Source organism: Planctomycetota bacterium (assembly GCA_018242585.1).
Taxonomy (GTDB): Bacteria; Planctomycetota; Planctomycetia; order Pirellulales; family PNKZ01; genus JAFEBQ01.
Window position 1 is genome coordinate 1 of record JAFEBQ010000026.1, and the last position, 17,444, is coordinate 17,444.

Below are 17,444 nucleotides of genomic sequence, written 5' to 3' on the forward strand. Positions count from 1 at the left end.
AGCCCAGGGGATATCCCCTGGGCTTTTTTGTTTTGCCTGGCCAGCAATCGGGCGGCGTGCAGCGGCGTTAGCGCGAGCGCTGCATCATCCGCGTGGGATAGTAGGAATTCGAGCGACGGGCCCACGGCGAGACATTGCCGATGCCTCCCGAGCCGCCGCCACGATTGAAGTTCGGGCTGTCGAACCCGCGGTACATGCCACCGTAGAACGAGCCGCCGCCGGCAAAGGCAACGCTCGACAGCGTGGCGACGAGAACCGCGGCGAGAATCAACGTGCGTTTGAACATGATCGGGCTCCTGGGGTGGCGCTTTCAACCGCTGATCGGGCTGAGACGATCCGCCTTAATTTCGTCGTCGTTTAATTATAACGCCCTGCGGCCAAACGCCCGAGAATTGCAGTTTTGTTAGCTACACCTGGTGGGAACGAGTGGAAATGCCGGGTTTAAGCGGGCGAGTTTACGTCCACAGATTCCGGTCCAGCAGTCGGTAGTTGATCGCTTCGGCCACGTGGCTGGCCGCGATCCGGTCGGCGTTTTCCAGGTCGGCAATCGTGCGGGCCACGCGCAGCACCTTGTCGTGCGCGCGGGCCGACAATCCCATTTCGGTCATGGCCGCCTTCAGCAAGCCGGCCCCGTCGGCGTCGAGCGCGCAGTGCGAGCGAATCTGCCGCGGGCCCATGTAGGCGTTGAACCGCCGCCGGCTGCCGCGGAACCGCTCGTGCTGCCGCCCGCGGGCCGTGACGACCTGGGCTCGCATCTGGGCGCTGCTGGTGCCGGGCGTGGTGCTCGACAACTCCTGATAGGCGACCGCCGGCACTTCGAGTTGCAGGTCGATGCGGTCGAGCAGAGGACCGCTGATCTTGTTCATATACTTTTCAATCTGCGGCACCGAACAATGACAATCGCGGCGCGGATCGTTGCGATAGCCACACGGGCAAGGATTCAATGCCGCGATCAACATGAAGCTGGCCGGAAACGTCGTCGAGCTGAGGGCGCGAGCGATCGTCACCGTGCCATCTTCAAGCGGCTGACGCATCACCTCCAACGTGCGGCGCTGAAACTCCGGTAATTCATCAAGGAACAAAACCCCGTTGTGAGCCAGACTGATCTCGCCCGGCGAAGGCGTGCTGCCGCCGCCGAACAGGCCGGCTTCGCTGATCGTATGATGCGGATCGCGGAAGGGGCGAATGGCCAACAGCGGCTGGCCATTGGGCAACATGCCCAGCGCGCTGTAGATGCGCGTAGTCTCGATCGATTCGGCCGACGTCAGGTCGGGCAAGATTGTCGGCAAGCGCTTGGCCAGCATCGTTTTGCCAGAACCCGGCGGGCCAACCATCAGTAGATTGTGACTTCCACTCGCAGCGATGATGATCGCGCGCTTGGCCATTTCCTGGCCGCGCACGTCGGCGAAGTCGACTTCGTATTTGCCCAACGAGCTGAACAACTCGTCCAGCCGCGGCGGCGTGGGCTCGATTTCCAGTTCACCGGTCAAAAACGCCACCGCCTGAGCCAGGCTGGCGACCGGAATGATCTCGACGTTCTCGACCACTGCGGCTTCGGCGGCGCTTTCGGTCGGGACGAGCATGCCGCGCAGGCCGGCCTGGCGCGCGGCGGACATCGCCATCGACAGCGCCCCTTTCACCGGTCGGGCCGAGCCGTCGAGGGCCAACTCGCCAATCACGGCGTACTGTTCCAACTTCTCAGGCTTCAACTGCCCGCTGGCGGCGAGCAAGCCGAGCGCAATCGGCAAGTCGAACGACGCGGCCTGCTTGGGCAAATCGGCGGGGGCCAGGTTGATGACCACGCGGTTCTGCGGCCGCTGAAAGCCCGAGTTCACCAGGGCCCGTTCGACGCGATGGGTGCATTCCTTGACGGCGGCCTCGGGCAGGCCGACGAGCGTGGTTCGCGGCATGGCGCCGGCCGAGACGTCGACTTCCACCTCGACGGGGACCGCATCAATACCGAGGAGCGAGAAGGTATTCAGTTTGGCGAGCATTGCCCCGACACGCCTCAGATCACGTCCGCTTCGACGGTGCGAATCAAGAAACCAGTGCCAACCTACCGCAGCCGCCCGCGGTTTTCAAATTGCTCATCGCAACGAAGCGAAATCGACGGCCTATATGGCAAATCGCCTGGGGTAAATCGACCACGACGACACGACGAACACGACGTAAAGACAGGGATATTGAACCGCAAAGACGCAAAGGGCGCAAAGGAAGAAGAGCGGGCATTCTTAATCGCAGAGAGCGAGGGGGAACACAGAGTTAAGGATCTTGAGTTTCCTCTCCGCGTTGCTCAGCGCCCTCTGCGATTCCACTCTCATCTTCCTTTGCGCCCTTTGCGTCTTTGCGGTTCAATTTTGCCTTGGTTCCCTCCGGCGTCGTGGCCGTCGTGCCGTCGTGGTCGAATTCTCTGCATTTGTCCTATGTGCCACGCGGCTCGACTCGGGCTTTGCTCACGCAAAAGCGTTCGAGCAGTTCGGGCACCGGCTCGGTGCCGATGCCGGGCACGTCGCTGGCGACGACTTGCGGGGCCTGACCAGGCGTGTGTTGCAACGCGAGCGGCGGCGTGCCGAGTTCGTCGTGGTAAAACGCCGCCGAAGGAAAAATGTCGCCGGGGTAGTCGAAGCCGTCGAGCATCGCCAAGGCCGTCGAGATGCGCGCCCCGATCGCGCTTTCGAGCATGCCGCCCACCCAGCAGGAAAGGCCGGCCTCGCGGGCCATGTTCAGAATCTTCACCGCCGGCGTCAGCCCGCCGACGCGACCCGCCTTGATGTTGATCACCTTGCAGGCCCCCAGGTCGATCGCCTGCTCGGCCCGGGTCAGCGAGTTGATGCTTTCGTCCAGGCAGACCGGCGTGCGAATCATCGTTTGCAGTCGTGCATGGTCGATCAGGTCGTCATAAGCCAACGGCTGCTCGACCATGCTCAGCGCGAAGTCGTCGATCCGGCACAGCAGGTCCAGGTCGTCGAGCGTGAAGCCGGCGTTGCAGTCGATGTGAATCGTGGCGGTTGGGCATTCGCGCCGCACGGCGCTCAACATCTTCAGATCCCAGCCCCGTCGGAACTTCAATTTGATTCGCGGGTAACTGGCGGCGACGGCCCCAGACACTTCGGCGATCAACTGGTCGATCGAGTCGAGCACACCAAAATCGGCGCCGACCGGCACAGCGTCGCGCGTCGCCCCCAGCACGCGGTGCAGCGGTTTCCCGAGTTCCAATGAACGCAGCACCCACCAGGCCGTGTCGAGCGCCCCCTTGGCGAACGAGTTACCCTTGAAGTGCTTGAGCCGATCTTGCAACTCGTCGCCCGAGCCGATTCGCTGGCCGACGAGCGCCGGCGCTAGCCAATCGCGCACACAGGCGAACGCGCCGGCCGCCCACTCGGGGCTGTAGCACGGCGCGGCGAAGGGCGTCGATTCACCCCAAGCGTGCAGGCTGCCGCTGTGCAGACAGACCAGCACGCTTTCGATCGTGGCGTCGTCGCCATAGGCGGTGCGCCACGGCCGGATCAGTGGCATGGCCACGTGAAACACGTCAATTGCGTCGATGTGCATGGCAGATTTTCGTCGAATGTGTCAAGATCGTGCCGCAGCCGCTGAAGATCGTCGAACAAGCCGCGCACTTTGAAACAAACCCAGCGGCAAGCATAACCCGTCGCGCGACCGCGCTAAAGAGACCGTCCCCCGAGCATTCGCACGCACCATGATGAATCCAGCCACTTCGTCGGAACTCGACACCACCTGGGACTTGGCCCCGCTGTTCACGCAGCTTAACAGCGACGACTTTCGCGCTGGCATGGCGGGCTTGGACCGCGAATTGACCGAGTTGCAAGAGCTGCTCGACCGTCGACAGATTCGCCGACTGGCCGCCACGCCGGCGGTCACCGACGCGCTGGTGGGCGACATGCGGCAAGTGATCGACCGGGTGAACCGCATCGCCCTGCAGTACGAGCGGCTCGATTGCTTCCTGCAAGGGCTGGTCACGACCAACAGTTATGACGACGCGGCTCAGCGCGAGCTGTCGCGGCTTGAAGTTCTCGATACCCGGCGGCGGCAGCTCGACGTGCGGATTCAGGGCTGGATCGGTTCGCTGGGATCCGTGCTGGGCGATGTGATGGCGCGTGACGCGTCGCTGGCCACGCATAAGTTCTACCTGGAAGAAACCGCCCGGCTGAGCAAGCACCTGATGAGTGATGAGTTGGAAGCCTTGGCAGCCGAGTTGTCCGTCGACGGTGGAACAGCTTTCGGCAAGCTGCAAGGAAACGTCACCAGCCAGTTGCGGGCCACGGTCGAGTTGGACGGCCGGCAGCAAGAGCTGCCCGTTGCGGCGGTGCATAATCTGGCGTTTCATCCCGACGCGGCCACGCGCGAGCGGGGCTATCGGGCCGAGCTAACGGCGTGGCATTCGGTGCGCACGACGGTGGCTGCCAGTTTGAACAGCGTGAAGGGGACGGCCGTCACGCTGGCCCGCCGACGCGGTTGGGGAAACGTGGTCGACGTGGCGCTCGAGCAGAACCGGATCGATCGGGCCACGTGCGACGCGCTGCTAGGGGCGATCGATGAGGCCAAGCCGATGTTCCGGCGTTATTTGCGCAGCAAGGCCCAAAAGCTGGGGCACAAGCAATTGCCCTGGTGGGATTTATACGCACCGCTGGGCAAAGCCGACCGCGAGTTCACCTACCCGGCCGCGCGCGACTTCATTGTGCAGCACTTCGGCCAGTTCAGCAAGGACCTGAGCGACTACGCCCGCCGGGCCTTCGACGAGCGCTGGATCGACGCGCTGCCGCGCGATGGCAAGCGGGGCGGGGCGTACTGCATGGGAATCATGGCGATCGAAGAAAGCCGCATCCTGTCGAACTTCGACGGCAGCTTCGACCAGGTCGGCACCTTGGCCCATGAACTCGGGCACGGGTATCACAACCATTGCCAGCGCGGCCTACAGCCGACTGAGCGCGGCGCGCCGATGACCTTGGCCGAGACGGCCAGCATCTTTTGCGAAACCATCGTGGCCAACGCGGCCTCGAAGGAAGCCAGTTCGCAAGAGCGGCTGCTGATCCTTGACTCGCGCTTGTCGAGCGCCACGCAGGTCTGCCTGGACATTCGCTCGCGCTATCTGTTCGAGACCGCGGTCATCGAACGCCGCGCCGGCAGCCAGCTTGCGGCCGAGGAGCTATGCGAATTGATGCGCGCGGCTCAATCCGAGACCTACGGCGATGCGGTCGCCCCCGAGACGTATCACCCGTACATGTGGCTCTGGAAGCCGCACTACTACAGCCCCGATTTCAACTTCTACAACTTTCCCTACGCATTCGGGCACCTGTTCGGGTTGGGGCTGTACGCACAGTTCTTGGAGCGGGGCGAGAAGTTCGTGGCCGACTATGTGCAGTTATTGCGCGACACGGGACGAGTTCGGGCGGTGGAACTGGCGGCGAGGTTTGGCATCGACATCGCCAGCCGAGATTTCTGGCGCAGCAGCTTGGCCGTGGTGGCCGCCGACGTTGACCGCTTCGAGTCACTGGGCTGAGAGGCAATTCTGGTAAGTTGAACCGCAAAGACGCAAAGTTCGCAAAGAAAGACAAGTTTGGAATCGCAGAGAGCGCTGAGCATCGCAGAGAGGAGACTTAGGATCCTTAACTCTGCGTTCCCCCGCGCTCTCTGCGATTAAGAATGGCTGCTCTTCCTCCTTTGCGAACTTTGCGTCTTTGCGGTTCAAATCCTTCTGACTTTCCGGTGTCATGTTTTCGTGGTTGGTATTCTTTTAAGCCGCCGGTGGGGTGACTTTTAGCTTGTCGGCCAACGCGACGAGTTGCTTCCAGTTGCCGTCGTCCAGCGGAATGCCGTCGCGCTCGCGGACCGTTTGCGTTCGACGCTCGGGATCGCCCGGTAGCAGGATCTCTTTGCAATCGGGCACGCGCGGGCAGCCGGTGACAAAGTCGACCAGTTGCGTCACCTCGGCTTTGAAGTGATCGGCGCCGCCGACGTGACCCGGGTCGACGAACAGCATGAACACGCAGTTGCCGTTCTGGTTGATCGGCTTTTCGCGAATCGTCACGCCGCCCGACAGCGCCCCGGCGAAGATTTCGACCATCAAGCCCAGGCCGAAACCCTTGTAGGCTTGCGCTCCGCCCATCGGCAGAATCGTCCCCGGCGGGTCGGCGTAGAGCGAGTTCGGATCGTTCGTGGGTTGTCCCTTCGAGTCGAGCAGCCAACCGTCGGGGCATGTCTGGCCGGCGATCTTTTTGACGCGGACCTTTCCTTCGGCAGTGGCGCTGGTGCCAAAGTCGAGCAGGATCGGCCGGTCGCCGTTCGGCGCGCCGATGGCCAGCGGATTGGTCCCCAGGCGCGGCGCGGTTCCCCCCGGCGGCGCGACGCGGCGCGCGTGCCCGTGGGTGTTGACCATGATGATCGACATTTGCCCGGCGGCGGCAGCGGTCTCGCAATACTCGCCCAGTCGGCCGACGTGTCCGGTATGGATCAACGTGCCCAGCCCGGTACCGTGCTGCCGAGCCTTGGTGATTAGTCGTTCGGTCAGGCGCTGGGCCTGTGTCTGTCCAAAGCCCCAGTTGCCATCGGCGGCGAGGACCGTTTCCGTTTCGCGAATCACCGTGAACGGCGCGGCCGGCTTGATCTCACCCTTGTTGACCTGATCGAGGTAATAAGGAATCCGCATCACGCCGTGCGAGTCGTGCCCGCGCAGGTTGGCTTCGACCAGACTGCGGCCGACGAGCGCCGCTTCGTCCTGGGGAATGCCGCCGGCGGCAAGCAGTTGGGTTGCGAACTCGGTCAGTTTCGAGGCGGCAAACGCTGGCATGGCAGGGAATCCTTGGTCAGTTGGTCAGGCAGGCGCGGCAACAAGCGCGACGCATGCCTTATAAGAAACGATCCGCGGGAATGCAACGCGCCAACACGACGCGATTAGTGAGAGCGGAACTATGAAAGACAGGAATCGACCACAACGGCACGACGGAAACGACGTAAGACAAAAAAGCAATTGTCTTTTCCTACGTCGTGTCCGTCGTGCCGTTGTGGTCGAATTAAACCAGGTTTTGGTGGTACAGCATCCAAACGTGTTTGCCGTTGTGGTCGAATCAACTGCCGTTCAGCCGAGGTTGGATAATCCAAGTTGCCGGTGGGCTTCGTAGACGATGATCGCGGCGGTGTTCGCCAGGTTCAGGCTGCGTACCTCGGGATACATGGGGACTCGCAACGCCCGGTCGGCGTACTCGGCGTGCAACTCGGCGGGCAGGCCGCTCGACTCGCGGCCAAAGACGAAGATGTCGCCCCGCTCGTAACGCACGTCGGCGTATAGCTGTGTACCCCCTTTGGTAAAGATATATGGCCGGCGCGGCGGCAGGCGCGCGATCAGTTGCGCCCAATCGTCGACCACTTCCCATTCCAGGTCGTCCCAATAGTCGAGTCCCGCGCGGCGCAGGTAGTAATCGTCCAAGCTGAAGCCGATCGGCTTGACGAGCCACATCTTGCAGCGCGCGGCCACGCAGGTCCGGCCGATGTTGCCGGTGTTCTGGGGAATCTCCGGCTGAAAGAGGACCACGTGGAACCAGGGATCGTACTTCAAGGCGGACCACTCCATTGTCGTTCAGGCAGATTGCCGAGCGCGAGGATTCAATTTCTCGCCGCCGACGATAGGATATGCCGAGTGGAGCTTGGTTTCGAGCCCCGCGCGCCGCGGCCGTAACAACTACGCCGCCAGCGCACCCGATAGTATCGCAGAACGCAGGTACACCGATGAACGATCCACGCCATGACCGCTATACCAAGGCGCTCGAGTCCGCCGCCGAGCAGGTCGACCGCCTGATCACGAAGCACCCCGATTACTTCCCGCTCTACACCACCGGCGGCAAGTGGCAGCACCAGGGGGAGCTGTGGACCGATTGGTCGGCGGGGTTCCTGGTCGGCATGATGTGGATTTTCTACCGCCGCACGGCCGACAACCGTTGGCGTCAGCGGGCCGAGCATTACTGCAAGCTGCTCGAACACCGGCAGCACGACCGGGACGTACACGATTTGGGCTTCATCTTCCTGAACAGTTACCTGCCCTGGTACCGCGCCACCGGCGACAAGGCCCTGGAACAAGTCGTGATCCAGGCCGGCCGCACTCTGGCCATGCGATTCATGGAGCAGGGGCAATACCTGCGGTCGTTCGTCGCGCCCGAGTCGTTGTTCATCGACATCATGATGAACGTGCCGCTGATCGTCTACGCGGCCAACGTCACTGGCGACAAGAACCTGGAACGGATCGCGCTGGCCCATTGCCGGACAACGCGCGACCGCTTGGTCCGTCCCGACGGCTCGACAGCGCACGAAGGGATTTTTGATCTCGAAACCGGCACGTTCCTGCGCGAGACGACGCACCAGGGGCTGGCCGCCGACAGCGCTTGGGCCCGCGGGCTGGGCTGGTCGATGTACGGCTTCAGCCAGGTGTTCAGGTTGTCCAAGCTCGACGAATTCCTGGCGGTGGCCGAGTGCAACGCCGGCTACTGGCTGTCGAACTTGCCTAAGGATCATGTGCCGTACTGGGATTTCAACGCCGACCTGAAACAGCCAGCGCCGTGGGGCGCGCAAAAGGACAGCTCGGCCGGCGCGATCGTGGCCAGCGCACTGTTGGACCTGGAGCTACAGACCAAGGAGGAAGGGCGGGCGGTCGTGTATCGCGACACGGCCCAGGCCATGCTCGACGCGCTATGCACGCCCGAGTATCTGGGCAGCGGGCAGCCGGGCTGGGAAGGCGTCTTGCGCCACGGGGTCTATCACACCAAGAAGAATCTGGGGGTCGACGAGTCAGTGATGTGGGGGGACTTCTTCTTCGTCGAAGCGCTCGACAAAGCGCTCGGGCACTAAAAGCCTGTTCCTGGAAGGAAATCATTCGACCACGACGACACGACGGTCACGACGTCGGAAGATACGATTTCAAATGCCTTACGTCGTGTTCGTCGTGTCGTCGTGGTCGACTTTCAGCGTCTTATGCAAGCATGCGCCACGATTGGTGCTTGCCGATCGAACTGGTTCGCGGGATGATAAAAGCGTGCTTCGTTAGTCAGGTCACGGAGGCTTTCTGGTGGAATTGACTCGCAACCCGACCCGGGCGGTTCGTATTGGTTCGGCCACGATTGGCGCCGGTCACCCGGTGGCCGTCCAGAGCATGACCGCGACCCATACGCAAGATCTCGACGCCACGGTCGGGCAGGTGAACGATCTGGCCCAGGCCGGCGCCGACCTGATTCGCATTGCCGTCGACAGCACGCGCGATGCGGAGGCCTTGGCCGAAATCCGCCAGCGCACCCAGGCAAACCTGTCGGTCGACTTGCAGGAGAACTATCGGCTGGCCTTGCAGGTGGCTCCGCACGTGGATGAGGTGCGTTACAACCCTGGCCACTTGTACCATCACGAGCGGAGCAAGCCCTGGCAGGACAAGGTCAAGTTCCTGGCCGACGTGGCGGCCGAGCATGACTGTGCCATGCGGGTCGGCGTCAACTGTGGCTCGGTCGACCCGGCCCAAGCCGAGCAATTCGGCGAGGACGACTCGATCGGTCCCATGCTGGCCAGCGCCTTTGAACATTGCGAGCTGCTCGATCGATTGGGCTACACTCGCTATAACGTCTCGCTCAAGGATTCGGACCCGCGCAAGGTGATCGAAGTCAATCGCCGCTTCGCCGAGACGCGACCGGACGTGCCGCTGCACTTGGGCGTGACCGAGGCGGGCATGCCCCCCGACGGCGTGATCAAAACGCGCGTGGCATTCGAGCAGCTCATCAGCCGCGGCATCGGCGACACGATTCGCGTGTCGCTCACGGTGCCCAACTCGCGCAAGTCGGAAGAGATCGTGGCCGGCCGGCAGATTCTGGCCGACATCGCCGCGGGGCGCGTGCGCAGCGTGGTCGACTTTGGCCTCGACACGCTGAACATCATCAGTTGCCCCAGCTGTTCGCGTGTGGAGAACGAAGCGTTCATCGAGCTGGCTCAGCAAGTCAAAGAGTACACCACCTATGCCAAGGAGCACGCACTGACGATCGCCGTGATGGGCTGCCGTGTGAACGGCCCGGGCGAGACCGACGACGCCGACTTGGGGCTGTGGTGCGGGCCGACGCACGTGAACCTGAAGCGTGGCAAGCAGGAGTTGGGCGCGTTCAAGTACGACGAGATTCTGCCGAAGCTCAAGGCGGAACTCGACGCGTTGATTGCGGCGCGCGAGGAATAGTCTTCGTTTCTCGTTCGTTTCGTGGCACGCTTGCGCAAGCCCAGGGGCTTCGCCCCCTGGGGGTTTTCTCTTAGCAAACGCGTTGAACCCAGGGGGTGAAACCCCTGGGCTTGTGTTGATGCATCGAGTAGTTGCTAGCGTTGCTGCTGTCGCGTGGCAGCCTGCGCAGCTTCTCTTTAGCCGATCGGCGTCTGCCGATATGATCCGGCCCTTTCCTGCTCCTCTTGATGCCGGCGCCACCTGTTTGCGCCGCATCCCCGCCGGTCGTTGCGCCCCGCTGCGAGTTCTCGCGTGCCTTTCGCTTCGTCTTCCAAAACGATCGAAACCTATTCCCCCTGGCGTGGGCCGAGGGTGTGGGCCGCGCTGTTGTTGGTGAACTTTTGCTCGGGCTGCCTGCTGCCGAATGACTCGGCGATTCACTTGCCCGAGCGGAATGCCGTCGTCTTTGATCAGTTGGTTATCTACAGCGATGTGGCGATTCCGAAGCAGCATCGATTGTTGAACGATCTGCGCGTGCTGCGCGGTGAGGTGTTCTCGATCATCGATCAGCCGACGTCGGACGAACCGATTCACGTGTACTTGTTCGACGGGGAAGATCGCTTCTACGACTTCCTCGAAAAGCACTATCCCGACCTGCCGCGGCGTCGCGCGTTCTTTTTGGAGTCGGATCACCGGCTGGCCGTTTACGCCCAATGGAGCGACCGCGTTGCCGAAGATTTGCGGCACGAGGTCACGCACGGCTATCTCCATTCGGCGGTGCATGATCTGCCGCTGTGGCTTGACGAGGGGCTGGCCGAGTACTTTGAAGTGCCGCGCGGCGACGCCGGCCTGAACCGGCCGCACGTCCAGATGTTGCTCAGTCGGCTGCAAGGGGGCTGGCGGCCCGACTTGCGCCGCTTGGAGCATTTGGAAACCGCCGGCGCGATGGCCCAGGAAGATTACGCCGAGGCGTGGGCCTGGACCTATTGGCTGCTGGAAAGCAGCCCCGAGTCGCGGCGCTGGCTGCAGGAATACATCGCCACGTTCAAACGCGACGAGCCGACCGAACCTTTCTCGGCGGCACTGGCCCGGCGGATGCAAAACTCGGACCAGCAGTTAATGGCCTTCATGGCCCGCTGGAACAACCTGCCACCGGGGCATTGAGCGGGAAGCGATTAGCGGCTAGCGGCTAGCGATTAGAGATAAAAGGAGCCGGGGACGTAAGTCCCCGGTTGGAATCGCTTGCGGTCCCAACGCCTATTACGGCGTGAAGCGTCAACGACAAACACCCCTCCCTTCCAGGGAGGGGCAGGGGGGGGTAAACGCATCGAAGGCCAAACCGCATCGCGTCAAGAAATGACCCGCTTGGCGCAAGGCTTCTCGGCCTGCGACGTCTTTACCCTCACCCGCTCACTCCGTTCGAGACCTCTCCCTTAAAGGGAGAGGTGTAAGACGCTTGTCATTCTCGCAGCACGCTGCTATCCCTTGCGCAGCACGCTGCCCGTGTCGACCTGGCGGAAGCCGAGCTTGTTGTACAGCGCCCGGGCGGGCGCGTTGTGCTGCATGGTCTGGACTTCGACCAGCGAGAAGCCCAACTCGCCGAGGTGCTTCAGCGACTCACCGATCAGGAACGTGGCCAAGCCCTGCCGGCGTTCGCAGTCGGCGATCTCGACGTCGATCATCCCCACGGCATGCACGCCCCAACTCGCCGACAAGGATTGCATGTTCCAGAACGTGGCTGAACCGACTGCGGCCTTGGTTTCGTTGGACGTCAGCTCGAACCGCAACCGATCGAACGGGCCGAACGTGTTCGCCTCCCACCAATCGCGGGCCGGCGGGTCGCTTTGGTAGCGGACACAGAATCGCCGCCGCAGCGTCAGTTGCTTGCGATCGACCGTGGGGCGAAACGTGGCCAGCTCGCGCTGAAAGACGATCACCCGATCGATCTCTTCATAGCCGACCGAACGAAACAACTGCTGCGCGCGGGGTGTCGATTCGAGCACGCCGGGCAATTCGCTGCCGCCGTACAGGCCCAAGTAAAACCCGTTCAATGGTTTAATGCCGCCGGCGTACAGCATCTTGGCGCCGCGCGAGCGCAGGTACTCCTCGGATCGAGCGATCAGTTCGCAACCGATGCCGCGGCGCTGGTAATTGGCGCGCACCATCACCAGCGACGTCACGCCGAGGTCGGTCGAAACGTCGTAGCCATCGTCCGAGGGGCCAAAGCTGGCGTGGGCAAAGCCGACCGGTCGTTCGCCGTCGACGGCGACGATCAGCCCGTTGCGATCGAAGTAGGGCTTGGCAAAGACCAGACTGTCCCACAGATCGACCGACATCGGCTGCATCAGTCCCCGCTCGGGACTTTGCGTGCGCCAGATTTCGCTCAAGTAGGGCGGATCGCTGTTGAGGAACGGGCGATAAGCAATCAAATCAATCGCAGCGCCGGGCGCTGGTCGTCGTAGTCAAAGTTATCTGCGTCACAAAGGTTCGGTCTCAGGTCGGGCGTTCGAGGTTCACCAGCACCCGATCGTCTTCCACGCGTACCTCGAACGACGGTTGATGCAGCCGCGCGTTCAGCTGGTGCCGGCCAGTGCAAACGTCGAACTGCCAGCCATGCCAAGGGCAAGTGACCACGTGGCCGGCCAGATTGCCTTTGCCCAGCGGCCCCCCCTGGTGCGGGCAGACGCCGTCGAGCGCGTGGAACTGGCCGTCGACGTTGAACAGGGCCACAATCGTGTCGTCGGCCACCCGTTCCAGGGCAGCGCCCGGCGGACACTCGGTGGTCTTGGCGATTTCGACCCAGCGTGGCATTCCCAATCTCGCGTGCGGCGGCGACGTTCCCCGGCGGGTTCGATTATAGCGGGAACCGGCACAAGCGGCCAACGGCGAACGTGCGCGGGGCGCGTTGTCGCGGCCACGAATCGTGCGCCGGCGACTGGCAATTCGCGTCCGGCGCATTATGTTGGCGTTCAGGTTTGCTGGTTCTCACCGACTTGCACCGCGTTCCGCCACGCGGCACGCTCAATCGCCAATCATTCATTTCGCACGCCAATCAGACACCGAAGGGCACGCACGCAACATGGACAAGAAAGCCAAGAAACGGATCGACACGCTGCAACAGCGGCTACAAAAGTTGCGCCAGCAATTGCACGGCGCCAAGCAGCAGATGGACGATCCCGACGAAGTGCAGCGGCTGGAAAAAGAGATCACCGCCGCCACGGCTGAATTGGATCAGATCAAAGCCGCCCCATAGCGGCCCGGCTGCCCCTGCCGATCGACCTCCCGCCGACGTTTGCCCGCCCCGCTCCTATTGCTCAAAGGCGTCCTGCCATGCGTACTTTCATCGCCGTGGTGTTGTTGTGTTTCGTGGCCGATGCGGCCCAAGCGGCGGGCTGGCGCGCCGGGGTGGCCCGGGCCAACATCACGCCCGAGAAGCTGATGTGGATGAGTGGTTATGGCGCGCGGACTGGTCCGGCCGAAGGGAAACTTTCCGAATTGTGGGCGCGAGCCTTGGTGATTGACGACGGACAGGGACATCGCGCCTTGTTGTACTCGCTTGACCTAGTGGGGATCGACCGTGAGACGTCGCTGCGCATCTGCCGGCAGTTGCAAGACAAGCTGGGACTCAGCCGCGATCAGGTGGCGATCAATTGCTCGCACACGCACAGCGGCCCCGTCGTCGGCAATAACTTGCGCGCCATGTTCTTCTTTGACGATGCCCAGCAGAAGCTGGTCGATGAATACACCGCGCAGCTGGAAAAGACGCTGGTCGCGCTGGCCGACGAAGCGATCAAGAAGCTGGCGCCGGCCGAGTTGTCATACGGCGAGGGGACGTGCGACGTGGCCGTGAATCGTCGCAATAACAAAGAGGCCGACGCGGCCGAGCTGCGCGCTTCCAATAAATTCGTCGGCCCGGTCGATCATCGCGTGCCGGTTCTGGTGGCGCGCGATGCCGGCGGCAAACTGCTGGCCGTGGTGTTCGGCTACGCCTGTCACGCGACGGTCCTCAGCGGCATGCAATGGAGCGCCGACTACCCGGGTTACGCCGTCGAGACGGTCGAGCAGAAACACCCGGAAGCGGTCGCGATGTACTGGGCCGGCTGCGGAGCCGACAGCAACGCCTTGCCACGGCGCACGGTCGACAAGGCGCACGAATACGGCGACCGCGTAGGGGACGCGGTGAACCTGGTGCTCGACGGCAAGCTCACGCCGCTGCCGGCGGCGCTGGTAACGCGCTATGGCGAGATTCCGCTGCCATTCGACACGCTCCCCACGCGCGAGGAACTGGAGGCCCAAGCCGCCTCGACGGACAAGTTCGTGGCGCAGCGCGGGCAGATTCTGTTGCGCCGGTTGAACAGCGAAGGGAGCCTGGCCTCGACGTATCCCTATCCCGTGCAAGTCTGGCGGCTGGGGCCCGAGCTGCGCTGGGTGATCCTCGGTGGCGAGGTGGTGGTCGACTACTCGTTGCGGCTTGGCAAAGAGCTTGGCCCGGGGCCGGTGTGGGTGGCGGGCTATTCGAACGACGTGATGAGTTACATCCCGTCGAAGCGTGTTTGGCAGGAGGATCGCACACCTCCGCGAGCGCCGGCCCGCGGCGAGGGAACACCGATGTGGCAGGTGCTAACCCGCGGCGGGTACGAAGGGGCGCGGTCGATGACCTACTACGGGCTGCCGACGACCTGGGCAGCCGAGGCCGAGGAAATGATCGTGGCCAAGGTCCATGAATTGGCGCGGTAGTTATCACAGACGAGGAACAACGATGTCGAACGCAATTGAACGTCAATCGAGCGTAACGCGGCGTGAACTTTTGACCGTCGCCGCGGGTGCATTGGCCGCCACGGCGCTGGCCGGTGTGCGGTCGCAGGCCGCCGAGGACAACCGGCCGTTGATCATCGACACGCATGTCCACCTGTGGGATCTGAAGAAGTTCACGCTCCCTTGGCTTGAGATGGCGCCCGAGTTGTTCCGTCGCGACTACTTGCTGGCCGACTATCAGCAAGCCATCGCCGGCTTTAACGTCCGGTCGATGTACATGGAAGTCGACGTCACGCCGGAACAGCACGAAAAAGAGGCGCAGTTCGCTTCGGCCCTCGACAACCAGTCAGGCTCGCCATTCATCGGCGCCGTGGTTGGCGGCCGGCCGGGCGGCGCTGGCTTTGGCGATTACGTGGCGACGCTCAAGAAGTTGCCCAGGGTTTCCGGCGTGCGCCAGGTGCTGCACGCGCCGACCACGCCGCAGGGGTTCTGCCTGAAGTCGGACTTTGTCCGTGGCGTGCAACTGTTAGGGAAGCACGGCCTGACGTTCGATATGTGCATGCGGCCGACCGATATCAGCGACTGTGTGGCGCTGGCGGAACAATGCCCCGATACGCAGTTGGTGCTCGATCACTGTGGCAACGGCGACCCCAAGGCGTTTCGCAAAGTGAGCGACGCCGACAAGCCAGCCGCTCACGACGCCAGCCAGTGGCGTCGCGACATCGAGAAGCTGGCCCAGCGCAAGAACGTCGCCTGCAAGATCTCGGGCGCGATGTTCCATGCTCCCAAGGGGTGGACCACGGCCGACATGGCGCCGGTGGTAAACCATTGCCTCGATTCATTCGGCATGGATCGGGTGGTGTTCGGGGCCGACTGGCCGGTCTGCCTGGTTGGCGGGACGTTTGCCCGTTGGGTCGGCGTGGTGGCCGAACTGATTGCCTCGCGTTCTGCAGCCGATCGACAGAAGCTGTGGAGCGAAAACGCCCAGCGCGTGTACGGCCTCAGTCGATCTTAGTCGTCGAACAGCGATTCTAGATCACGCGCCGCGTGCAAAACGCGCATCACTTCAATGGTAGAGCCCTGGCTGACGAAGAAGATGATCAATCGCGGGAATCCGCGAACTTGCCAAATCCGGTATTCAGAAGGCGCTTGTCGATGCCCCTGCCAAACCTGGCCCAGAGTTGGATTCTCACTCAGAAACTGTGCGCTTTCGCGCACTGCATTCATAAAGCGTGCGGCAAGGCCCGGGCTTTGCTCTTCGTAGTACCGGCAGATTTCGTCCAAATCGAGCCATGCTCGCGGGCGAAACTTTGGCCGAAACGTCATGAAACGTCTCGATAGCGCTGGGCAATTCGTTCGTCCGATCTCCGACGCAATTCCTGCCAGTCTTCGTCAGTCATTTCCTTAGCAGGTTCCGTCAGCGCTTCGGCCAACAGAGAGTCGACTTTATCAATTGCCTTCTCGCGGCGCGCGCGCCGCAGTAACTCGCCGACATATTCGCTCGCGCTTCCGTAACCACCGGCAGCGACTTCAGCGTCGACGAACTCGCGAAGGAATCCGGGCAGGGATACGTTCAATGCATCCTGATCCATGGGGAAGGGCCTCGCGTTTGAAGGTCTAGGCTACTTCAATTCTGTCATCGGCCAATGGTAATGGCAATTGAAGCCACTGCTTGCCTCTGATACCTCGATTGGTACTGCCAAAATGGCAACGACCATCATTCTGCTTAAAATCGTCGATTCTTCACTCCAGAATTGCATTTCGTCGTAAGTGATTAAGTATAGACAGGTTGTGTCTTGTGTCGTCCTAACCGGCACGCCGGTTGCTTTATGTGGCGGCACACCGTGCTGCGCTGCCGTTGTTGGCAGTCGACGGTCAAAACCGCTTGACCCAAGGGAACGACCTTCCACTGGCCTGCGGCAGAAAAAGCAACCAGACAAAAACTGTCCGCGTCGGTCGTTTGGTCCCCGGTGGGGGCCGCCCGACGCTTCCCGTCCAACGCGTAACCTAAAGCTCGCAACAGGAGGAAACCGCTGTGGCAAAACAGATGGTGTTTAGTGACGACGCTCGCCAGCCGCTCTTGGCTGGTGCGTCGAAGTTGGCCAAGGCCGTTCGCAGCACCCTCGGCCCCCGTGGCCGTAACGCCGTGCTCGACAAGGGCTGGGGCTCGCCCAAGGTGACCAAGGACGGCGTGACCGTGGCCGAGGACATCGAACTGGACGACCCGTACGAAAACCTGGGCGCTCAGCTCATCAAGGAAGCGGCCAGCAAGACCAACGACGTCGCCGGCGACGGCACCACCACCGCCACCGTGTTGGCCGAAGCGATCTTTCGCGAAGGCTTGAAGATGATCGCCGCTGGGGCCGATCCCATGGCGCTCAGCCGCGGCATCAACAAGGCCGTGGCCTCGGTGACTGAAGCGATTGCCAAGCTGGCGTCGCCGATCAACGAGAAGAGCAAGACTGAAATCAAGCAAATCGCCACCATCGCCGGCAAT

General features: G+C 62.5%; 16 protein-coding genes and 1 pseudogene (1 of these 17 running past the window's edge). 8 read left to right on the top strand and 9 right to left on the bottom strand.

What is annotated here, in order from left to right:
- Nucleotides 1–67: 67 nt before the first annotated feature.
- From JSS27_12785 to menC, 3 genes are all read right to left on the bottom strand, one after another.
- Nucleotides 68–286 carry a hypothetical protein gene (locus JSS27_12785; GenBank protein ID MBS0209818.1) on the bottom strand — a complete coding sequence of 73 codons (219 nt, stop codon included), beginning with the start codon at nt 284–286 and terminating at the stop codon, nt 68–70.
- A gap of 169 nt (nt 287–455) precedes the next feature.
- Nucleotides 456–1,994 (bottom strand): YifB family Mg chelatase-like AAA ATPase, encoded by a 1,539-nt coding sequence (locus JSS27_12790; GenBank protein ID MBS0209819.1) that lies wholly within the window; start codon nt 1,992–1,994, stop codon nt 456–458.
- Between the two features lie 427 nt (nt 1,995–2,421).
- Nucleotides 2,422–3,552 carry an o-succinylbenzoate synthase gene (menC, locus tag JSS27_12795; protein MBS0209820.1) on the bottom strand — a complete coding sequence of 377 codons (1,131 nt, stop codon included), beginning with the start codon at nt 3,550–3,552 and terminating at the stop codon, nt 2,422–2,424.
- Nucleotides 3,553–3,700: 148 nt separating this feature from the next.
- Between menC and JSS27_12800 the strand changes: the two genes are divergently transcribed.
- Entirely contained in the window at nt 3,701–5,521 is a 1,821-nt protein-coding gene (locus JSS27_12800) for a M3 family oligoendopeptidase (GenBank protein MBS0209821.1), read from the top strand.
- A gap of 234 nt (nt 5,522–5,755) precedes the next feature.
- Here the strand turns inward: JSS27_12800 and JSS27_12805 are convergent, their stop codons facing one another.
- Both JSS27_12805 and JSS27_12810 read right to left on the bottom strand, forming a co-directional pair.
- Nucleotides 5,756–6,808, bottom strand: a complete 1,053-nt coding sequence (locus JSS27_12805; GenBank protein ID MBS0209822.1) for an Ldh family oxidoreductase — start codon at nt 6,806–6,808, stop codon at nt 5,756–5,758.
- 288 nt (nt 6,809–7,096) lie between these two features.
- Complete coding sequence (locus tag JSS27_12810) at nt 7,097–7,588, bottom strand: tRNA (cytidine(34)-2'-O)-methyltransferase (protein ID MBS0209823.1); 492 nt, start codon at nt 7,586–7,588, stop codon at nt 7,097–7,099.
- Nucleotides 7,589–7,743: 155 nt separating this feature from the next.
- Between JSS27_12810 and JSS27_12815 the strand changes: the two genes are divergently transcribed.
- The 3 genes from JSS27_12815 to JSS27_12825 all read left to right on the top strand — a co-directional run bounded on the left by JSS27_12815 (nt 7,744) and on the right by JSS27_12825 (nt 11,356).
- Nucleotides 7,744–8,856 (top strand): glycoside hydrolase family 88 protein, encoded by a 1,113-nt coding sequence (locus tag JSS27_12815; protein MBS0209824.1) that lies wholly within the window; start codon nt 7,744–7,746, stop codon nt 8,854–8,856.
- A 217-nt stretch (nt 8,857–9,073) separates the two neighbouring features.
- Nucleotides 9,074–10,213, top strand: a complete 1,140-nt coding sequence (gene ispG, locus JSS27_12820; GenBank protein MBS0209825.1) for a (E)-4-hydroxy-3-methylbut-2-enyl-diphosphate synthase — start codon at nt 9,074–9,076, stop codon at nt 10,211–10,213.
- A 291-nt stretch (nt 10,214–10,504) separates the two neighbouring features.
- The gene (locus JSS27_12825; GenBank protein ID MBS0209826.1) at nt 10,505–11,356 is read left to right on the top strand and encodes a DUF1570 domain-containing protein; all 852 of its coding nucleotides are present in this window, start codon (nt 10,505–10,507) and stop codon (nt 11,354–11,356) included.
- 314 nt (nt 11,357–11,670) lie between these two features.
- Here JSS27_12825 and JSS27_12830 read toward each other — a convergent pair whose 3' ends face one another.
- Complete coding sequence (locus tag JSS27_12830) at nt 11,671–12,621, bottom strand: GNAT family N-acetyltransferase (GenBank protein MBS0209827.1); 951 nt, start codon at nt 12,619–12,621, stop codon at nt 11,671–11,673.
- Nucleotides 12,622–12,685: 64 nt separating this feature from the next.
- Nucleotides 12,686–13,003, bottom strand: coding sequence for a Rieske 2Fe-2S domain-containing protein (locus tag JSS27_12835; GenBank protein ID MBS0209828.1), 318 nt, complete (start codon nt 13,001–13,003; stop codon nt 12,686–12,688).
- 268 nt (nt 13,004–13,271) lie between these two features.
- On the opposite strand from JSS27_12835, the gene JSS27_12840 reads away from it, so the two are divergent.
- The 3 genes from JSS27_12840 (at nt 13,272) to JSS27_12850 (ending at nt 15,962) form a co-directional block, all read left to right on the top strand.
- Nucleotides 13,272–13,445 (top strand): hypothetical protein, encoded by a 174-nt coding sequence (locus JSS27_12840; protein MBS0209829.1) that lies wholly within the window; start codon nt 13,272–13,274, stop codon nt 13,443–13,445.
- Nucleotides 13,446–13,522: 77 nt separating this feature from the next.
- Nucleotides 13,523–14,929, top strand: a complete 1,407-nt coding sequence (locus JSS27_12845; protein ID MBS0209830.1) for a neutral/alkaline non-lysosomal ceramidase N-terminal domain-containing protein — start codon at nt 13,523–13,525, stop codon at nt 14,927–14,929.
- Nucleotides 14,930–14,951: 22 nt separating this feature from the next.
- Nucleotides 14,952–15,962: an amidohydrolase family protein gene (locus JSS27_12850; GenBank protein ID MBS0209831.1), complete on the top strand. Its 1,011-nt coding sequence runs from the start codon at nt 14,952–14,954 to the stop codon at nt 15,960–15,962.
- On the opposite strand, the gene JSS27_12855 is transcribed toward JSS27_12850, so the two are convergent.
- Together JSS27_12855 and JSS27_12860 are read right to left on the bottom strand one after the other, a co-directional pair.
- Entirely contained in the window at nt 15,959–16,273 is a 315-nt protein-coding gene (locus tag JSS27_12855; GenBank protein ID MBS0209832.1) for a type II toxin-antitoxin system RelE/ParE family toxin, read from the bottom strand. The genes JSS27_12850 and JSS27_12855 overlap by 4 nt on opposite strands.
- Complete coding sequence (locus tag JSS27_12860; protein MBS0209833.1) at nt 16,270–16,539, bottom strand: type II toxin-antitoxin system ParD family antitoxin; 270 nt, start codon at nt 16,537–16,539, stop codon at nt 16,270–16,272. Before JSS27_12860 ends, JSS27_12855 begins: the two co-directional genes overlap by 4 nt.
- 455 nt (nt 16,540–16,994) lie before the next feature.
- Between JSS27_12860 and JSS27_12865 the strand changes: the two are divergent.
- A pseudogene (locus tag JSS27_12865) lies at nt 16,995–17,444 on the top strand (molecular chaperone GroEL); it runs 1,195 nt beyond the window's last position.